The 16,196-nt window shown below is 72.9% G+C and carries 19 protein-coding genes; 13 read left to right on the plus strand and 6 right to left on the minus strand.

What is annotated here, in order from left to right; genetic code table 11:
- The 6 genes from AB0D08_RS29905 to AB0D08_RS29930 all read left to right on the plus strand — a co-directional run.
- Positions 1–191 (plus strand): hypothetical protein (locus AB0D08_RS29905; RefSeq protein WP_359893248.1); only part of this gene is annotated, 191 nt, incomplete at its 5' end.
- A 32-nt stretch (positions 192–223) separates the two neighbouring features.
- Positions 224–1,642 (plus strand): hypothetical protein, encoded by a 1,419-nt coding sequence (locus AB0D08_RS29910; RefSeq protein WP_359893251.1) that lies wholly within the window; start codon positions 224–226, stop codon positions 1,640–1,642.
- Between the two features lie 140 nt (positions 1,643–1,782).
- Positions 1,783–2,280 carry a DUF1203 domain-containing protein gene (locus AB0D08_RS29915; protein ID WP_359893254.1) on the plus strand — a complete coding sequence of 166 codons (498 nt, stop codon included), beginning with the start codon at positions 1,783–1,785 and terminating at the stop codon, positions 2,278–2,280.
- Positions 2,281–2,341: 61 nt separating this feature from the next.
- Positions 2,342–2,845: a hypothetical protein gene (locus AB0D08_RS29920; protein ID WP_359893257.1), complete on the plus strand. Its 504-nt coding sequence runs from the start codon at positions 2,342–2,344 to the stop codon at positions 2,843–2,845.
- A 139-nt stretch (positions 2,846–2,984) separates the two neighbouring features.
- Positions 2,985–3,293, plus strand: a complete 309-nt coding sequence (locus tag AB0D08_RS29925) for a hypothetical protein (RefSeq protein ID WP_359893260.1) — start codon at positions 2,985–2,987, stop codon at positions 3,291–3,293.
- A 178-nt stretch (positions 3,294–3,471) separates the two neighbouring features.
- Positions 3,472–3,930 (plus strand): hypothetical protein, encoded by a 459-nt coding sequence (locus AB0D08_RS29930; protein WP_033825470.1) that lies wholly within the window; start codon positions 3,472–3,474, stop codon positions 3,928–3,930.
- Positions 3,931–4,012: 82 nt separating this feature from the next.
- On the opposite strand, the gene msrA is transcribed toward AB0D08_RS29930, so the two are convergent.
- Both msrA and AB0D08_RS29940 read right to left on the minus strand, forming a co-directional pair.
- Positions 4,013–4,678 (minus strand): peptide-methionine (S)-S-oxide reductase MsrA, encoded by a 666-nt coding sequence (gene msrA / locus AB0D08_RS29935; RefSeq protein WP_033825469.1) that lies wholly within the window; start codon positions 4,676–4,678, stop codon positions 4,013–4,015.
- A gap of 81 nt (positions 4,679–4,759) precedes the next feature.
- Positions 4,760–6,388 (minus strand): M48 family metallopeptidase, encoded by a 1,629-nt coding sequence (locus tag AB0D08_RS29940; protein WP_051814249.1) that lies wholly within the window; start codon positions 6,386–6,388, stop codon positions 4,760–4,762.
- Between the two features lie 154 nt (positions 6,389–6,542).
- On the opposite strand from AB0D08_RS29940, the gene AB0D08_RS29945 reads away from it, so the two are divergent.
- The gene (locus AB0D08_RS29945) at positions 6,543–7,697 is read left to right on the plus strand and encodes a cystathionine gamma-synthase (RefSeq protein ID WP_033825468.1); all 1,155 of its coding nucleotides are present in this window, start codon (positions 6,543–6,545) and stop codon (positions 7,695–7,697) included.
- A 22-nt stretch (positions 7,698–7,719) separates the two neighbouring features.
- On the opposite strand, the gene AB0D08_RS29950 is transcribed toward AB0D08_RS29945, so the two are convergent.
- Positions 7,720–8,193, minus strand: coding sequence for a MarR family transcriptional regulator (locus AB0D08_RS29950; protein ID WP_033825467.1), 474 nt, complete (start codon positions 8,191–8,193; stop codon positions 7,720–7,722).
- 123 nt (positions 8,194–8,316) lie between these two features.
- Here AB0D08_RS29950 and ilvA point away from each other — a divergent pair, with 123 nt between their 5' ends.
- From ilvA to AB0D08_RS29965, 3 genes are all read left to right on the plus strand, one after another.
- Positions 8,317–9,528, plus strand: coding sequence for a threonine ammonia-lyase (gene ilvA, locus AB0D08_RS29955; protein WP_033825466.1), 1,212 nt, complete (start codon positions 8,317–8,319; stop codon positions 9,526–9,528).
- A gap of 249 nt (positions 9,529–9,777) precedes the next feature.
- Positions 9,778–10,785, plus strand: coding sequence for a daunorubicin resistance protein DrrA family ABC transporter ATP-binding protein (locus AB0D08_RS29960; RefSeq protein WP_033825465.1), 1,008 nt, complete (start codon positions 9,778–9,780; stop codon positions 10,783–10,785).
- 1 nt (position 10,786) lies between these two features.
- A complete protein-coding gene (locus tag AB0D08_RS29965; protein ID WP_033825464.1) occupies positions 10,787–11,644 on the plus strand; it encodes an ABC transporter permease in 858 nt (285 codons plus the stop codon).
- A 165-nt stretch (positions 11,645–11,809) separates the two neighbouring features.
- On the opposite strand, the gene greA is transcribed toward AB0D08_RS29965, so the two are convergent.
- The gene (gene greA, locus AB0D08_RS29970) at positions 11,810–12,307 is read right to left on the minus strand and encodes a transcription elongation factor GreA (protein ID WP_033825463.1); all 498 of its coding nucleotides are present in this window, start codon (positions 12,305–12,307) and stop codon (positions 11,810–11,812) included.
- Between the two features lie 289 nt (positions 12,308–12,596).
- Positions 12,597–13,013 carry a DUF4307 domain-containing protein gene (locus AB0D08_RS29975; protein WP_033825462.1) on the minus strand — a complete coding sequence of 139 codons (417 nt, stop codon included), beginning with the start codon at positions 13,011–13,013 and terminating at the stop codon, positions 12,597–12,599.
- 149 nt (positions 13,014–13,162) lie between these two features.
- Here AB0D08_RS29975 and mca point away from each other — a divergent pair, with 149 nt between their 5' ends.
- Both mca and AB0D08_RS29985 read left to right on the plus strand, forming a co-directional pair.
- On the plus strand, positions 13,163–14,032 hold the full coding sequence (mca, locus tag AB0D08_RS29980; protein WP_033825461.1) for a mycothiol conjugate amidase Mca: 870 nt from the start codon (positions 13,163–13,165) through the stop codon (positions 14,030–14,032).
- Positions 14,033–14,097: 65 nt separating this feature from the next.
- A complete protein-coding gene (locus tag AB0D08_RS29985) occupies positions 14,098–14,289 on the plus strand; it encodes a hypothetical protein (RefSeq protein ID WP_051814248.1) in 192 nt (63 codons plus the stop codon).
- Positions 14,290–14,426: 137 nt separating this feature from the next.
- Here the strand turns inward: AB0D08_RS29985 and AB0D08_RS29990 are convergent, their stop codons facing one another.
- Positions 14,427–14,993, minus strand: coding sequence for a Uma2 family endonuclease (locus AB0D08_RS29990; RefSeq protein WP_359893270.1), 567 nt, complete (start codon positions 14,991–14,993; stop codon positions 14,427–14,429).
- A gap of 427 nt (positions 14,994–15,420) precedes the next feature.
- On the opposite strand from AB0D08_RS29990, the gene AB0D08_RS29995 reads away from it, so the two are divergent.
- A complete protein-coding gene (locus AB0D08_RS29995; protein ID WP_033825459.1) occupies positions 15,421–16,152 on the plus strand; it encodes a DUF4365 domain-containing protein in 732 nt (243 codons plus the stop codon).
- Positions 16,153–16,196 lie beyond the last annotated feature (44 nt).

Here is a 16,196-nt window from a genome sequence, read left to right on the forward strand (position 1 = left end):
CCGGCCTCGGCCGCGGCGCCCGGATCGCCTATCTGGGCCGGGAGTCGGAGCACTACTACGACCTCGCGGTGGGCTGCGCCAAGGGCGGCGCGGCGACCGCCGCACCCGCGGCCGGATCCGGGGCCGACCCCGTTCCGGGGACCGTCCGCGGCTGGGTATACCTTGGGGCCCGTCCTCAGCCAGAGGTGTAGAAAATCGGTACCCGCGGTGCCCGGCGCGTGCTTTGCTGACCGCTGACCCCGCATCGGTACGCCTGCCGCCCAGCGCGCACGCCCGGGCCGCCGTTCCCCAGGAGACAGCCATCAGCACCGCCACCCGCCGCACCGTCCGCGGGGCGATAGCCTCGACCGCCTGCACCGTGGTCCTCGCCGCCGGACTCGCGGCCTGCGGCACCGTGGAACAGCTCAGCGCGGCCCAGGAGGTCTCCACCGCCTTCGGCAAGCTCGGCCAGGCCAAGAGCCTGCGGGCCGAACTCACCCTCGACGCCACCGCCGACCAGCTGGTCTCGCTGTCCGAACTCGACTCCGCCGGCGAGCCGCTGAAGCGCTCCGACGCCCAGCAGATCGCCGACCTCAAGCTCAGCATCGCGCTCGGCGCCGACAAGCCGCTGGCCGAGCTGGACGGGCTCAAGAACCCGGCGGCCGGAGCGGCCGCGGCCGGTGCGGGCCGGGACCTCGACTTCGAGTACCAGCTCGCCGCGAAGAGCGGCAAGACCTACCTGGACCTGCGTCAGGTCGACGCCAAGGTCTACGCCAAGGCCGACCTCGACGCCGTCGCCCAGCTGGCCGGCGAGCAGGCCGCCGACGTCCGCGGGATGGCCGCCGAGCTGCCGCGCGAGCTGAAGACCATCAAGGACGGCCTGTCCGGCCAGTGGGTCTCGCTCGACCCGGCGCTGCTCGAGAAGCTCGCGGGTGCCGGTGCCGGTGCCGGTGCCGGTGCCGGCGTCGGGACCACCCGTCCGGGCGGCCCGAAGGGTGCCCCTTCGGTGGACCCGAAGACCGCCGAGAAAATGTTCGACTCGCTCAAGGACGCCTTCGCCAAGAACGTCACCTTCGACGACCTGGGCACCCAGGACGGCACCCGGCACATCCGGCTCAACGCGCCCAGCCGCCCGCTGATGGAGGCCGTGCTGGGCGCCGTCCGCCCGGCCGCCGAGAAGTTCCCCGGCTTCCCCGGCCTCGAGCGGTTCCCCGGCCTCGGTGACGACTCGTCCGAGCTGCCCAACCGCACCCTGCGGGCCGACCTCTACCTCAAGGGCGGCGCCCTCTCCTCGATCGCGGTCGACCTGGCGCAGTTCGAGGGCCAGGCCGGGCTCGGGCTGCACGTCCCGCTGAAGCTCTCGTTCACCGGCGAGGCGGCCGCCCCGCAGGCCCCGGCCGGCGCCGAGGCCATCACCGAGCAGGACATCGAGGCGTTCGCGAAGTTCGCCCAGAGCCAGGCGCCGGCCCACCCGGGCACCGGCACCGGCGACGGCGACGCCGACTTCGAGGACTACGGGGACGGCGGCCCGGCCGCACCGCTCACCGACGCCCAGATCAAGGAGCTGGTCGGCCTCGGCCTCGACGAGCGCACCGTGAAGGCGATGAACGAGGCGGGACTCGGCTACCAGGACATCAAGCGCCTGCTGCCGCAGAAGAGCTGACGCCCGCCCCGCCGACCCCGCCGGCCCCGGGTGCCCGCCGACCGTACGGCGGGCACCCGGGGCCGGCGCCGTCACGGCCGCGGTGACGCGACGTCCGATTCCCGCCGGACCCACGGCCGCCGCCCGGGCAGGCTGGGGACATGACCACCCCAGAGACCACCCTGGACGTGCGCCCGGTCGCCCCCGAGGTGCTCCGCACCCTGCGCACCGTCGACGACGCGGGCCGCCCGCCCGTCCGCTCCACCGACACCTCGGGCGGCTCGCCGCTGCGCTGCTGCCTCACCCGGGCCAGGCCCGGCGAGGACGTCCTGCTGCTCTCGTACGCGCCGCTGCGCCGGTGGGCCGCCGAGGCGGGCGCCGACCCGGGGCCGTACGACGAGACCGGGCCGGTGTTCGTCCACGCCGGCGAGTGCCCGGGCCCGGCCGGCGGCTGGCCGCGCGACCTGCACCAGGGCGAGCGGGTGGTGCGCTGCTACGACGCCGACGGCCGGATCCTGCGCGGCCGGGCGGCCGGACCCGCCGAGGTGCGGCAGGTGGTGGCCGAGGAACTGGCCGACCCGGGCGTGGCCGTGGTGCACGTGCGGGCGCTCGCCTTCGGCTGCTTCCTGCACGAGGTGCGGCGCGGCCCGGCGGTATGACATCCGTCATGGCGGACCGGTGCGGTGCGGCCCTGCCGGGGCCCCGGCGGTGGCCGACAGGATGAGGTCCGTCGGCACACCCGCCGACCTCATCGCACCGGGGGAGACCATGAACGCCGTCGTCGAGGAAGCGACCACCCGCACCGAGGACCGGCCCGCCGTGGCGGCCCCCGCCGAGGACCCCGCGGCGGTGGCGCTGCCGGTCTGGTTCTTCGCCTTCGAGGGCGTGCTCTCGGCCGCGTTCGACCTGATCAAGGCCGTCCCGTCGGTGTGGCCGGCGCTGGTGGCGCTGCTCGTGGTGAACATCGCGGTCTCGCTGACGATGATGCGCAAGCGCCTGAAGCTGGCCAGGGCGCTCTGGCGGGGCCGCGGCACCCGCAGGATCGCCCTCGGCCTGCTGGCGCTGCGGATCGGCAGCCACGTCGTCCTCGCCGCGGCCGGGGTGGCCCTCACCGGGATGGCGGCCCACCTGGCGTTCGCGGTGGTGCTGGCCGCCACGACGGTCACCCTGCTCGCGTACAGCCAGCGCACCGCCCTGCGGGCGCTCGCCGCACAGCGGGCCTGAGCCCGGACGGCCGCCCCGCGCTGCCCGTCGGCTGCGGCTCGCCCGGGCCTGCCCTGGCGTCGTCGTGCGGAGCCGCGGCCGGCCGCGGCCGGGGTGGTGCGGCCCGCTCCTGGACACCGGACACCGGAGAGGACCCGCCATGGCCGTCGTGATGAGCATGCACTGGCCCGAGATCACCCCCGAGCTGTACGACGAGACGCTCCGCCGGATCCGGTGGGAGCAGGAGCCGCCGGACGGCGCCCAGCTGCACACGGCCTGGTTCGGGGCGGACGGCTTCCACGTCGTGGACGTCTGGGAGTCGCAGGCCAAGTGCGAGGAGTTCATCGGGACCCGGATCGGACCGGTGGTCAAGGGCGAACTGGGCGTCGCCGGTGACCCGGTGGTCGAGTTCTCCCCGCTGCACCGCCGCTTCGTGGCGCCGGGCGTCACCGGCTCCGGCTCCGGCTGAGCCCCACCCATCGCGCACCTCCGGCGCACCTCCCGGTGCGCGCCGCCCGCCCGCGGCGCGCACCGGGAGTCTGTTGCAGCCGGTGGTGCGCGGAGAGAGGCTGGCAGGGAGTCCCGCCCCGGCCGGACCCCGGGCCGGTCCGGCGGGCGCCTGCCCGCGGGAGCACCGAGGAGCGCAGATGTCCACGATCCATTTCCACCAGACGACCACCGCCACGCCCGAGCAGTTCATCGCCGGGCTGACCGACTTCGGGCCGGGCCGCGCGGAGCTCTTCGGCAACAGCTCCGACAAGTACCTGGAGGTCCACGAGCGGGGGGCCCACGAGGCCGACGTCACCGAGGGCGCGGGCGGCGTCTGGGAGCGGCTGCACTACGACTGGTCCGACCCCGAGCACGTGGTCATGACGACCACCGACTCCAACGTGTGGGGCGGCCGGTCGGGCCACACCTACAACTTCACCCGCAAGCCCGACGGCACCACCGACGTCGATGCCGTCGTGGTCCGCGAGGGCAAGAACTTCAAGGGGCACGTGCTCGGCGCCATCGTCGGGACGGTCGGCAAGCACAAGCTGGCGAAGGCGTTCGCCGACAGCGGCAAGGCGATCGAGGCCCGGCACTACGGCGTCCCCGGGGCGTGAGCCGCACGGCGGGCGGGTGCGGGCTGCCGGAGCACCCCGCACCCGCCCGTCCGCCGGTCCCCGGCAGGTCCCGGGGGGCCGGTCAGTCCGCGGCCTTGGCCACGCCGACCGGGCAGCTGGCGCCGGTGCCGCCGAGGCCGCAGTAGCCGTCCGGGTTCTTGGCGTCCGAGAGGTACTGCTGGTGGTAGGCCTCGGCCGGGTAGAACGGGCCGGCCGGGGCGATCTCGGTGGTGATCGGGCCGAGCCGCAGCCGGGTGAGCTCCGGCTGGAAGGCGTCGCGGGAGGCCTCCGCGGCGGCCTGCTGCGCGGCCGAGTGGGTGTAGACGGCGGAGCGGTACTGGGTGCCGACGTCGTTGCCCTGGCGGAAGCCCTGGGTCGGGTCGTGCGCCTCCCAGAAGGTCTTCAGCAGCGTCCCGTACGAGATCAGGGCCGGGTCGTAGACCACCCGGACCGCCTCGGTGTGCCCGGTGCGACCGCTGCACACCTCTTCGTAGGTCGGGTTGGGGCTGTGGCCGCCCTGGTAGCCGACCAGGGTGGTCCACACGCCGGGCAGCTGCCAGAACACCCGCTCCGCCCCCCAGAAACAGCCGAGCCCGAAGTCGGCGACCTCCAGCCCGGCCGGGTACGGACCGGTCAGCGGGTGGCCGAGGACGGTGTGCGGTTCGGTGAGGGTGAAGGCCGGCGCCGGGCGGCCGGGCAGGGCCTGGTCGGCGGTGACGAGCTCGGACTTGTGGCGGTTGAACAGCACGGCCTGCTCCTGCGGGCTGGACGAGGGTGGCGTGCTGTGCAACGCTGGGCGGCCGCCCGGGATTCCGGGCGGCGCGCCCGGTCAGGCGGTGGCCGGCGGCAGGCCGGCCGCGGTGAGCAGGGCGCGCAGCGGCGCGGTGTCCGGGCGGTCGGCCACCACGGCGTCCAGCGCCGCGTCGAAACCCTCGGCCATGCCGTCCGGCAGGGCCAGCACGGCCGTCTCGGACCAGGACAGCTCCCAGTGGGCCAGGCCGGCCTCGGCCAGCGCCAGCACGGCCAGGCGGGCGACGCCGGAGCGCAGCGCCGGGCGCAGGGCGTCGGGGGTGGCGCGCTCGCTGCCGGGCAGCCGGCCGGCGATCTCCGGGCCGCGGCCCGCGTCGACGGCGTCCAGCAGGGCGTCGACGGTGCCGTGCAGACCGGAGCCGGTCAGGGCCCGCAGGATCGGCTGGCCGGCCTCGCGGGCGTGTGCCAGGTGGCCGCGGTCCACCAGCTCGGGCCAGTCGACCCGGCGTTTGGCGGCGGCCGCCGGGGCCAGCGTTGCGGCCTCCAGGGCGGCCAGGGTCCGCTCGGGGTCGCGCAGCAGCGCCAGCGCGCCGGCACCGTCCTCGGCGGACTCGAGGCCGTCGGCCGGCAGCGCCTCGATCGCGGCGACCCGCTGGGCGATCGGCGGGTGCGAGTCGTACGGGTCGGCCTGTTCCTCGGGCAGGTCCAGCCCGAGCGCGGCGAGCTCGGCGCGGCGTCCGGGGTCGGCCAGCAGCTCGGCCAGGCCGCCGTAGACCTGTCCGGGCACGGGCAGCAGGCCGGCGTCCCAGCCGATGGTGGCGTACGAGCGGAGGTAGAAGTCCTGCGCGGCGCCCAGGGTGCGGATCTTGCGCAGCGCGGACGCGGTGGCCCGCCGGCCGGCGATCCGGGCGGCGGCCAGGTCGGCGGCGTACTCCTGGCGGCGGCTGACCGACTCGGAGACCCGGAAGAACAGCTTGGCGTACCAGGTGAAGATCCGGGCCAGCGCCCGCTGGACGCCGCCGCTGCCCTCGCTCTCGTCGCGCGGCGTCCTGCCGCGCGCCAGTCGGTCCTCGGCCCTGGCCCGGATCTCGGCGGCCTCCTCGGCCTGGTGGCGGTCGGCGCGCTCGTGCAGGGTGCCGATGGTGTGCAGGATCGCGGTGCGGCCGGCCACGGTGACGCCGGCCAGCCGGACGTCCTGGTTGCCGAAGTGGCCGAACTCGTGCGCCAGCACGGCGTCCAGCTCCGCCCGGGAGAGGCCGATCAGCAGCGGGACGCCGATCTCCAGGTGCCGCGGGCCGGGGATCAGGCCGAGCAGCCGGGTGTCCTCCCGGACCCCGGCGTTGACGTCCGGGGTGAGCCGGATCCGGGCCGGGCCGCGGACGCCGGTCAGCTCGGCCAGCCGGTCGACCCGGGCCCACAGCTCGGGCTGCTCCTCGCGGGTGACCGGCAGCCCGGGGCCCTCGGCGGCCTCGGGCCGGCGGGTCAGGAAGACCACCCGCAGCACCGGGTAGATCACCAGTGCGGTGAGCGCCCAGATCTTCAGCAGCCCCGGCCGCAGGTGGTCCGATTCGAGGTAGAGCGCGATGTCGAGGGCGAGCAGCCCGGCCACGATCGCGGCGGCGAACAGGTAGAAGCCGATCAGCAGCGCCACGGCCTGGGCGGCCCTGGTCGAGGTGCGCAGAGCGGCGGGTTGCCGGATCGCGGCCACGCGCGTCCACCCCCGGGAAGACGATGACCAGCTCTTCTGATCATGTGTGCAGAGGGGGGAGAGCGTAGCGGTACGGCCGGGCCGCGCGGCAGCGGGTTTCCGCCGGGTTCCGGGTCGGCCGACCGGTCCGGCGTTCGCGCACTAGGCTCGTCGTATGACCGAGCACCAGCTTCCCCAGGGCTTCGAGACTCTCGCCATCCATGCGGGTCAGGAAGCAGACCCCCAGACCGGGGCCGTCGTCACGCCGATCTACCAGGTCTCCACCTACAAGCAGGACGGGGTGGGCGGCCTGCGCGGCGGGTACGAGTACAGCCGCAGCGCCAACCCGACCAGGACCGCGCTCGAGGAGTGCCTCGCCGCCCTGGAGGGCGGCAGCCGCGGCCTCGCCTTCGCCTCGGGCCTGGCCGCCGAGGACACCCTGCTGCGCACCGTCCTCAAGCCGGGCGACCACATCGTCATCCCGAACGACGCCTACGGCGGCACCTTCCGGCTGTTCGCCAAGGTGCTGACCCGCTGGGGCGTGGAGTTCTCCGTCGCCAACATGCAGGACCTGGCCGACGTCCGGGCCCAGCTGCGCCCGGCCACCCGCGCGGTGTGGGTGGAGACCCCCTCCAACCCGCTGCTGGGCATCGCCGACCTGACGGGCCTCGCCGAGATCGCGCACGGCGCGGGCGCCATCCTGGTGGTCGACAACACCTTCGCCAGCCCGTACCTGCAGCAGCCGATCGCGCTCGGCGCCGACGTCGTGGTGCACTCCACCACCAAGTACATGGGCGGCCACTCGGACGTGGTCGGCGGCGCGCTGGTGGCGGCCGAGGCGGGTCTGGGCGAGGAGCTGGCGTACCACCAGAACGCGATGGGCGCGGTCTCTGGCCCGTTCGACGCCTGGCTGGTGATGCGCGGCATCAAGACCCTGGGCGTGCGGATGGACCGGCACAGCTCCAACGCCGAGAAGATCGTCGAGCTGCTGAGCGGCCACGCCAAGGTGACCCAGGTGCTCTACCCGGGTCTGCCCGAGCACCCCGGCCACGACATCGCGGCCAAGCAGATGAAGGCCTTCGGCGGCATGGTGTCGTTCCGGGTGGCCGGCGGCGAGCAGGCGGCGGTCGAGGTCTGCAACCGCGCCCGGCTGTTCACCCTGGGCGAGTCGCTCGGCGGCGTCGAGTCGCTGATCGAGCACCCGGGCCGGATGACCCACGCCTCGGTGGCCGGTTCGGCCCTGGAGGTGCCGGCCGACCTGGTGCGCGTCTCGGTCGGCATCGAGTCCGTCGACGACCTGCTGGCCGACCTTCAGCAGGCGCTCGGCTGATCCCCGCCGCGCCGACGGCCGGTCACTCCGGCCGCCCGGCCCAGTACGACTCCAGCGAGTCGTTGAACCGGGCCAGCAGGGTGCAGAAGGTCCGCTGCTCCTCGGCGGGCCAGCCGGCCGTCAGCGCGCGCATCAACTCCTCGCGGTCGGCCCGCACCTCGGCCAGCCGGCGCCCGCCGAGCGGGGTCAGCGCGAGGTGCACCGCGCGCCGGTCGGCCGGGTACGGCACCCGGCCCACCAGCGCCGCCCGGACCAGCGGCGCGGCCTGCCGGGTCACGGTCGAGGAGTCGATGCCCAGCGCCTCGGCCAGTGACTTGACGTTGGCCGGGCCGTGCCGCTGCAGGTGGTCCAGCAGCAGGTAGCCGGCCCGGTCCAGGGCGCCGACCGCGCCGAGCCGGGCCTGCTCCATCCGGCGGGCGAACACCGCGATCTGGTACTGGAGTTGGGAGTGCAGCGGGTCGTCGGTTCCGATGGCCTGGGGCGAGGTGGTGGTCATCGCGGCTCACGATCGGGGTGCGGTGAGGGTGGCTCGTGGAGCAGCAGCGTACGCGCGCCGGGCGGGCCCGGGAACAGCGCCGACGTCCCGGCTTCCGGCGGGCGCCGCCCGTACCCTGACCGCATGCACAGTTGGCCGATCACCATCGACGATGTCCGCGGCGCCCAGAAGATGCTGGCCGGGATCGCCCGGGTCACCCCGATGGAGACCAGCCGGCACCTCGCCGCGCTGGTCGGCGCGCCGGTCCACCTGAAGTGCGAGAACCTCCAGCGCACCGGCTCCTTCAAGCTGCGCGGCGCGTACGTGCGGATCGCCGGGCTCTCCCCGGTGCAGCAGGCCGACGGGGTGGTCGCGGCCAGCGCCGGCAACCACGCCCAGGGCGTCGCGCTGGCCGCCGCGCTGCTGGGGGTGCGCGCCACCGTCTTCATGCCGCTCGCCGCCCCGCTGCCCAAGGTCGCCGCGACCCGGGGCTACGGCGCGGAGGTCCGGCTGCACGGCGCCACCGTCGACGAGGCGCTGCAGGCCGCGCAGCGGTACGCGGATTCGACCGGCGCGGTCTTCATCCACCCCTTCGACCACTGGGACGTGGTGACCGGCCAGGCGACCGTGGGCCTGGAGATCCTGGAACAGTGCCCCGAGGTGCGCACCATCCTGGTCGGGGTGGGCGGCGGCGGGCTGCTGGCCGGGATCGCGCTGGCGGTGAAGCCGCTGCGGCCGGACGTCCGGGTGATCGGGGTGCAGGCCGCCGCGGCCGCCGCGTACCCGCCCTCGCTGGCGGCGGGGCGTCCGATCACGCTGGAACGGTTCGCCACCATGGCCGACGGCATCCAGGTGGGCCGCCCCGGCGACATCCCGTTCGAGGTGGTCAACACGCTGGCCGACGGCGTGCGCACGGTCTCCGAGGAGTCGCTGTCGCGGGCCCTGCTGCTCGGCCTGGAGCGGCTCAAGCTGGTCGTCGAACCGGCCGGGGTCAGCCCGGTCGCGGCGCTGCTGGAGCAGCCGGACGCGTTCGAGGGCCCGGTGGTCGCGGTGCTGTCCGGCGGCAACATCGACCCGCAGCTGATGCAGCGGGTGCTGCGGCACGGCCTGGTGGCGGCCGGCCGCTACCTCTCGCTGCGGGTCCGGCTGACCGACCGCCCCGGCTCGCTCGCGGACCTGCTGGGCGTGCTGACCCGGGCGGACGCCAACGTGCTGGACGTGGCGCACGTGCGGATCGACCCGCGCCTCGGCCTCGCGGAGGTCGAGGTGGACCTGCACCTGGAGACCAAGGGGCCGGAGCACTGCACGGCCGTCGTCGGCGACCTGCGGGACGCCGGGTACGTGGTCTCGCAGTAGGAGGCAGGCGAGCCGGCGTTGCCGCTGGCGGGCGTTGCCACCGACGGGCGTTGTCAGTGGCGGCTGCGAGGGTGGGGCCGCAAGCCTGCTGCCCGCGCCCGGTGAAAACACCTTGACGCGATATATCGCGAACTGCCAAGCTCGCGATGTATCGCGAGCTTGGTCGGCGGCCCGCTCGGGTACGGCTATCCACAGCCAGTGGACAAACAAGTCAAATCAGTCATTCCACAACGGGAGATGAGGCGGCTCATGGCGCCAGCCATCCAAGCCGAGAACCTGGTGAAGACCTTCGGTGACGTCCGCGCGCTCGACGGCGTCAGCCTCGACGTGCCCGAAGGCACCGTCCTCGGACTGCTCGGCCCGAACGGCGCCGGCAAGACCACCACCGTCCGGGTGCTGACCACCCTGCTGCGCCCCGACTCGGGCCGCGCCACGGTCGCCGGGGTGGACGTGCTCAAGCACCCCAACAAGGTCCGCAGCCTGATCGGCCTGTCCGGCCAGTACGCCGCGGTCGACGAGTACCTGACCGGCCGTGAGAACCTCCAGATGGTCGGCGAGCTCTACCAGATGACGCCGCGCGACGCCAAGGCGCGCGCCCTGGAACTGCTCGAGTGGTTCAACCTCACCGAGGCCATGGACCGCACCGCCAAGACCTACTCCGGCGGTATGCGGCGCCGGCTCGACCTGGCGGCCGCCCTGGTCGTCCGGCCGCCCGTGATGTTCCTGGACGAGCCCACCACCGGCCTCGACCCGCGCAACCGGCTGGCGCTGTGGGAGGTCATCGAGACCCTGGTCGAGCAGGGCACCACGCTGCTGCTCACCACCCAGTACCTGGAGGAGGCCGACCGCCTCGCCCACGACATCGCGGTGGTCGACCACGGCAAGGTGATCGCCCGCGGCACCGCCGACGAGCTCAAGGCGCAGATCGGCGGCGAGCGGGTCGAGGTGGTCGTCCACGAGCGCGGCGACGTCACCGAGGCACTGGCCGCCCTCGCCCCGTACGCCAAGGGCGACCCGGCGGTGGAGAAGAACACCCGGAAGATCACCGTCCCGGTCAGCGGCGGCGCCAAGGTGCTCGCCGACGTCATCCGCGAGCTGGACTCCCGGTCCATCGAGATCGACGACATCGGCCTGCGCCGCCCCACCCTGGACGACGTCTTCCTCTCGCTGACCGGGCACGCCACCGAGGCCGCGGACACCGACGAGGAGCAGCAGTCGCCCGCCAAGGGCCGCAAGGGCCACGGAAAGGACGCCTGAGATGACCACCGCCACCTCGCACGCCATCGGCGGCGCCGTCCCCCGCCAGCGCAGCGGCCCGGCCGCGATGGCCCACGACTCCTGGGTGGTCGCCAAGCGCAACCTGCGCCGGATGACCCGGATCCCGGAGATCGTGGTCTTCGGCCTGATGCAGCCCGTGATGTTCGTGCTGCTGTTCTCGTACGTGATGGGCGGGGCGATCCGGATCCCCGGCGCCCAGTCCAGCTCCTCGACGTACACCCAGTTCCTGATGGCCGGCATCTTCGCGCAGACCGTCACCTTCGCGGTGGCCGGCGCCTCGGCCGGCATCGCGGAGGACATGACCAAGGGCCTGGTCGACCGGTTCCGCTCGCTGCCGATGACCCGCTCCGCGGTACTGGTCGGACGCACCCTCGCGGACCTGGTGCAGACCGCCTTCACCCTGCTGGTGCTCGCCATGGTGGCGCTGCTGGTCGGCTGGCGGATCCACGAGGGCTTCCCGAAGGCGCTCGCCGCGTTCGGGCTGCTGCTCCTGCTGGGCTACGCGTTCTCGTGGATCGGCGCGCTGATCGGCCTGTCGGTGCGCAGCCCGGAGGCCGCCACCTCGGCCGGCCTGATCTGGCTGTTCCCGCTGACGTTCATCTCCAACGCGTTCGTGCCGGTCTCCTCGATGCCGAGCTGGCTGCAGCCGATCGCCTACTGGAACCCGTTCAGCGCCACCGTCCAGGCCTGCCGCGAGCTGTTCGGCAACCAGGTCGGCCCGACCCCGGACTCCTGGCCGATGGAGCACGCGGTGGTGGTCTCGGTGGTGTGGTCGATCGTGATCATGGCGTTCTTCTCGTGGCTGTCGGTGCGCAAGTACCGCTCCGCGGTCGGATAGGCAGGGGCCGCTCCGCGGTCGGATAGGCAGGGGCCGCCCGGCCGTGGGGTGATCCTTCGCCGGGAACGCCGGAGCGGCCGTGACGTTCGCACGCGTCACGGCCGCTCCGGCGTTGCTGTTCGGGCGGTGCTGTCCGGGCGTTGCTGCCCGGGTGGGGTGCTCCGGTCAGCCGTTGTAGGGCTTGGCCTGGAGGATCTTCACGGTGGCCCGCTTGCCGTTGGGCAGCTCGTAGCTGGCCTCGGCGCCGACGGCCTTGCCGTTGATGCCGCGGCCGAGCGGCGACTGCGGGGAGTACACGTCGAGCGAGTCGTCGGTGACCTCGCGGGAGGCCAGCAGGAACTCCATCGTGTCGTCCGGGTCGCCGTCGAAGGCGACCGTCACCAGCATGCCGGGGGCGACCACACCGGAGTCGGCCGGGGCCTCGCCGACCTTCGCACGCTCCAGGAGCTGGGTCAGCTGGCGGATCCGGGCCTCGGTCTTGCCCTGCTCCTCCTTGGCGGCGTGGTAGCCGGCGTTCTCCTTGAGGTCACCCTCCTCGCGAGCCGCCTCGATCTTCTGGGCGATCTCGACGCGCCACGGGCCCGTCAGGTACTCCAGCTCGGTCCTGAGCTGGTCGTAGTGGGCCTGAGTGAGCCAGGTCACGTCATCGCTGGTCTGGGTCACAGGTGCTCCTCGTCGGTGCTGGGGCGGTGCTGAGGGTTTTACGTCAGCAGTCGGTCATGGCGGTGATATCGGGCTTACTACAAAGCAACGCCCGCATCCGAGCCGACGGCCGGGAAGGGGCGAAACCACGAGCCTAACAATTTCCGCGTTCGGGTGGGAGAGTGATCGACGGAGCGTTAACGCGCGGTTGCGCCGGGATGGACCCGGCCCTTCGGTACCGGTTCCCGCTCCACGTGTCGAATATGCGCCCGATCGGGTGAGCCGCCGTCGGCGCGCCGCCGGGCCGCGCTCACTTCGCGGGCGTGCAGCCCAGCACCTCGGCGGTGGTCCCGCGGGCGGAGGTGCGCAGGGTGACCACCGCGCTGTAGCGGCTGCCCGCCGCCGGCACCGGGAAGTCGGACAGTCCGACCACCGAGCCGTCCGCGCCCTGCGAACGGACCGTGCACGCCCCGGCGGTCCCGTCGCTCTTGCTCACCGACAGCTGGAGCTGCAGCTCGCCGTCCGAGACCGCCTCGAAGGTCGGCACGGTCGCGTTCATGGTGGTCTCGCGCAGCAGGTACGCGCCGCCCAGCCAGCCGAACAGGCCGAGGAACAGCACGCCGCAGACCACCGCCGCGATCCGCAGCCTTCGGTCCGCCTCCTGGTCGGTGCGGCGGCTGTAGCGGCCCTCGGGCACGCCCGGGGTGGTCCTGGTGCTGGAGGCCATGGCTGGCTCGGTCCTTTCGCTGAGAGGCCCTAGGTCGGCAGCGGGAATCGACGGGCCCTCCAGTCCGTCACTATAGGAGGGGCACGTCCGCGCCAACGGCGGCGGGGGAGCCGCCCCACGAACCGGACATACCTGGAAGGAACCAGGCGTTGACTGAGCAGTTGCGACTGATGGCGGTACACGCGCACCCGGACGACGAGTCCAGCAAGGGCGCGGCCACCATGGCCATGTACGTGTCCCAGGGGGTGGACGTCCTGGTCGCCACCTGCACCGGGGGGGAACGCGGTTCCATCCTCAACCCGAAGCTCCAGGGTGACGCCTGGGTGGAGGCCAACATCCACGAGGTGCGCCGCAAGGAGATGGACGCGGCCCGCGAGATCCTCGGCGTCGAGCAGGCATGGCTCGGCTACGTCGACTCGGGCCTCCCCGAGGGCGACCCGCTGCCGCCGCTGCCGGAGGGCTGCTTCGCCCTCCAGGACGTGGACGAGGCCGCGGGCGCGCTGGTGAAGCTGATCCGCGAGTTCCGCCCGCACGTGATCACCACGTACGACGAGAACGGCGGCTACCCGCACCCCGACCACATCATGACCCACAAGATCAGCATGGTGGCGTTCGACGCCGCCGGTGACCCGGAGGCGTACCCGGAGGCGGGCGCCCCCTGGCAGCCGCTGAAGCTGTACTACAACCACGGGTTCCCGATGGGCCGGATCCGCGCCCTGCACGCGTACCTCACCGAGCACGGCATCGACTCCCCGTACGGCGAGTGGATCGCGGGCTGGGAGAAGAGCGGCCGCGCCGAGCGGGAGATCACCACCCGGGTCAAGTGCGACGACTGGTTCGAGGTCCGGGACAAGGCGCTGATCGCGCACGCCACCCAGATCGACCCGGACGGGCCGTGGTTCCGCGTCCCGATCGACGTCCAGCGCGAGGTCTGGCCGACCGAGGACTACGAACTGGCCAAGTCGCACCTGGACACCGACCTGCCCGAGGACGACCTCTTCGCCGGCCTGCGCAAGTAGCCCGCCCGCACGACACGCACCACCCCGGTGACCCGGCCCGTGTAGGGCCGGGTCACCATGGAGAGATGAGCACCCCCGTGACCCTCACCCACCTCGCCGCGCCGCTCGCCCTCGACGAGACCAAGGTGACCCCCGGCCTGCTGGGCTTCGTCGTCTTCGCCGCCCTCGGGGTGGCCACCTGGTTCCTGCTGAAGTCGATGAACACCCGTTTCAAGAAGATCGACTTCGTCGAGGAGCCCGAGACCCCCAAGGAGTGAGCCCTCCCACCTCGCGCCCGGCCACGCCAGTGGCGCGGCCCCGACCTGGGGCGTTTCCGGCGAGTGCCGGAAGCGACGCGTAACGTGAGATGGTCGCCCCGCCCGAGGTCAGGCCGTACACATGTCCCGCGTGCGGATCAGACCGTGGTGAGGTCGATCTCGACCGCGAACGGAGCGGCGGTCCGGACCGTGCCGGTGAACATCTCCGCGTCGCGGTAGGACCGGCGCGCAGGGTCGAGGACGTAGGTGTAGACGAGGGGAACGCCGTTGGCGGTCTGCTCGATCCGCCAGTAGAAGGCGATACCGGCCTGGGCGTACTGATCCACCTTCACGATGCGGTCGGTGGTCTCCGACCCCGGTGACACGACCTCGACGACCAGGAGAACGTGCTCCGGGCGGGTGGGTGTGACGTCGATGGTCTCGGCCCGGTAGACCACGACGTCGGGCCGCCGGTTGGTGAGGGGCACGTCCTGCAACCGGACATCGAAGTCCGTGTCGGCGTTCCAGTCCGGACCGGCGGCTGCATCCAGGGCGTTCGCCAGGATCCGGGCCAGGCGGTTGTGCCGCTTGGACGCGCTCGGGCTCACGACGACCATCCCGTCCACGATCTCGACACCCGCGCACTGCTCCGCGGACCAGGAGTCGTACTCGTCCGCGGTGATCTGCTGGTGCATCCACTCGGGAGCGACCATCCCGGCGGTCATCGGCGTACCTCCTCGGGGGCTCGACGGGCTCGGTGCTGCCGGCCTCAGCGTACTGTTCTGCGGCTCCGGGGCGCTGCTCCGCGGGCCGGGATCTCCGCGCCCGGCGGAGTGCTGCCGTGAACCTCCTCGGTCGCCTGGATGAGCCGCCCCGCCCTGAGGCTGACGCCCGCTGACCGCACCCGGCGCTTTGACTGAACGGTCGGCTGATCTTCGCCTCTCGACACTGCGGTGCCGTGCGTCATGCGCCTCCATCCTGTGCGCGGGTCCGCACCCGGGCTCGAACACCCTCGCGAGCAAGGACGGGTCCCGGTACGCCAACCCCGTGACCCCGAAGTCGGCAGGCGCGTCGGTGCTCTGCCCTAGCCTTCCCGAATAGATCAAAGGGGGCGAGATGCCAAAGGTTCCTGAGAGTCGCCGTGTTGGACGCATGGCTGTGAATGAGGTGCGTTCGCTGCTGGAGCGGCACGGCCACATCGTGCAGGAGATAGACGGCGCGAACGACCACGGGGAGGACTTGCACGTCACCTTTGTCCAGGACGGGCGGCGAACAGCGGACTCCCTGGCTGTGCAGGTCAAGGGCGGGGTCTCGACGCGCACCCGGCGAGGGCACCGCGTCCAGGTCGGGGATCACGGTGACAATTGGCGCGACGGCAGCCTCCCGGTGCTCTGCGTAGTCCATGATCCTGAGCGGGGCGGCCTCTTCTGGGCCAATGCGACCCGTCAACTCCGTCGGGCCGAAGCGCTGCGCAAGACGCTGAAGTCCGTTGTCGTCCGGAGGGAGTCCGTGCTGGACGATTCCACCTCCCAGGCCTTCGTCCAGAACATGCGGAGCTACCTGGCTCGGGAGCGAGAGGGTGTCGGCAGATGGGCGGACATGGCGGACGTCGAGTTCGCGCCGAACGACATCGTCAAACCGTTCGTGAACGACTGCGGCGAGCCCATGGTCTTCTGGCAGAAGCGCGGGGAACCGTTCGCGGTGCTGCTCCATCACGACCTCGACTGGGATCCCGTCCGCATTCAGGAGCAGATGCTCCGCCTCGATCTCCTCCCGTCGATCGGCGACATCATCCTTGACAGCGCGGAAGCGCACTGGCTCATGGGGTGCTTCAAGTCCACCGAGTGGTGGCGCCGGCCAGTTGAAGAGAGCGGGCTCCTCTGACTGCTGACGGTCCGCCATGCGGTCAGTGTGACCACGTGGCCGGC

It is taken from the genome of Kitasatospora sp. NPDC048540, assembly GCF_040651175.1.
Taxonomy (GTDB): Bacteria; Actinomycetota; Actinomycetes; order Streptomycetales; family Streptomycetaceae; genus Kitasatospora.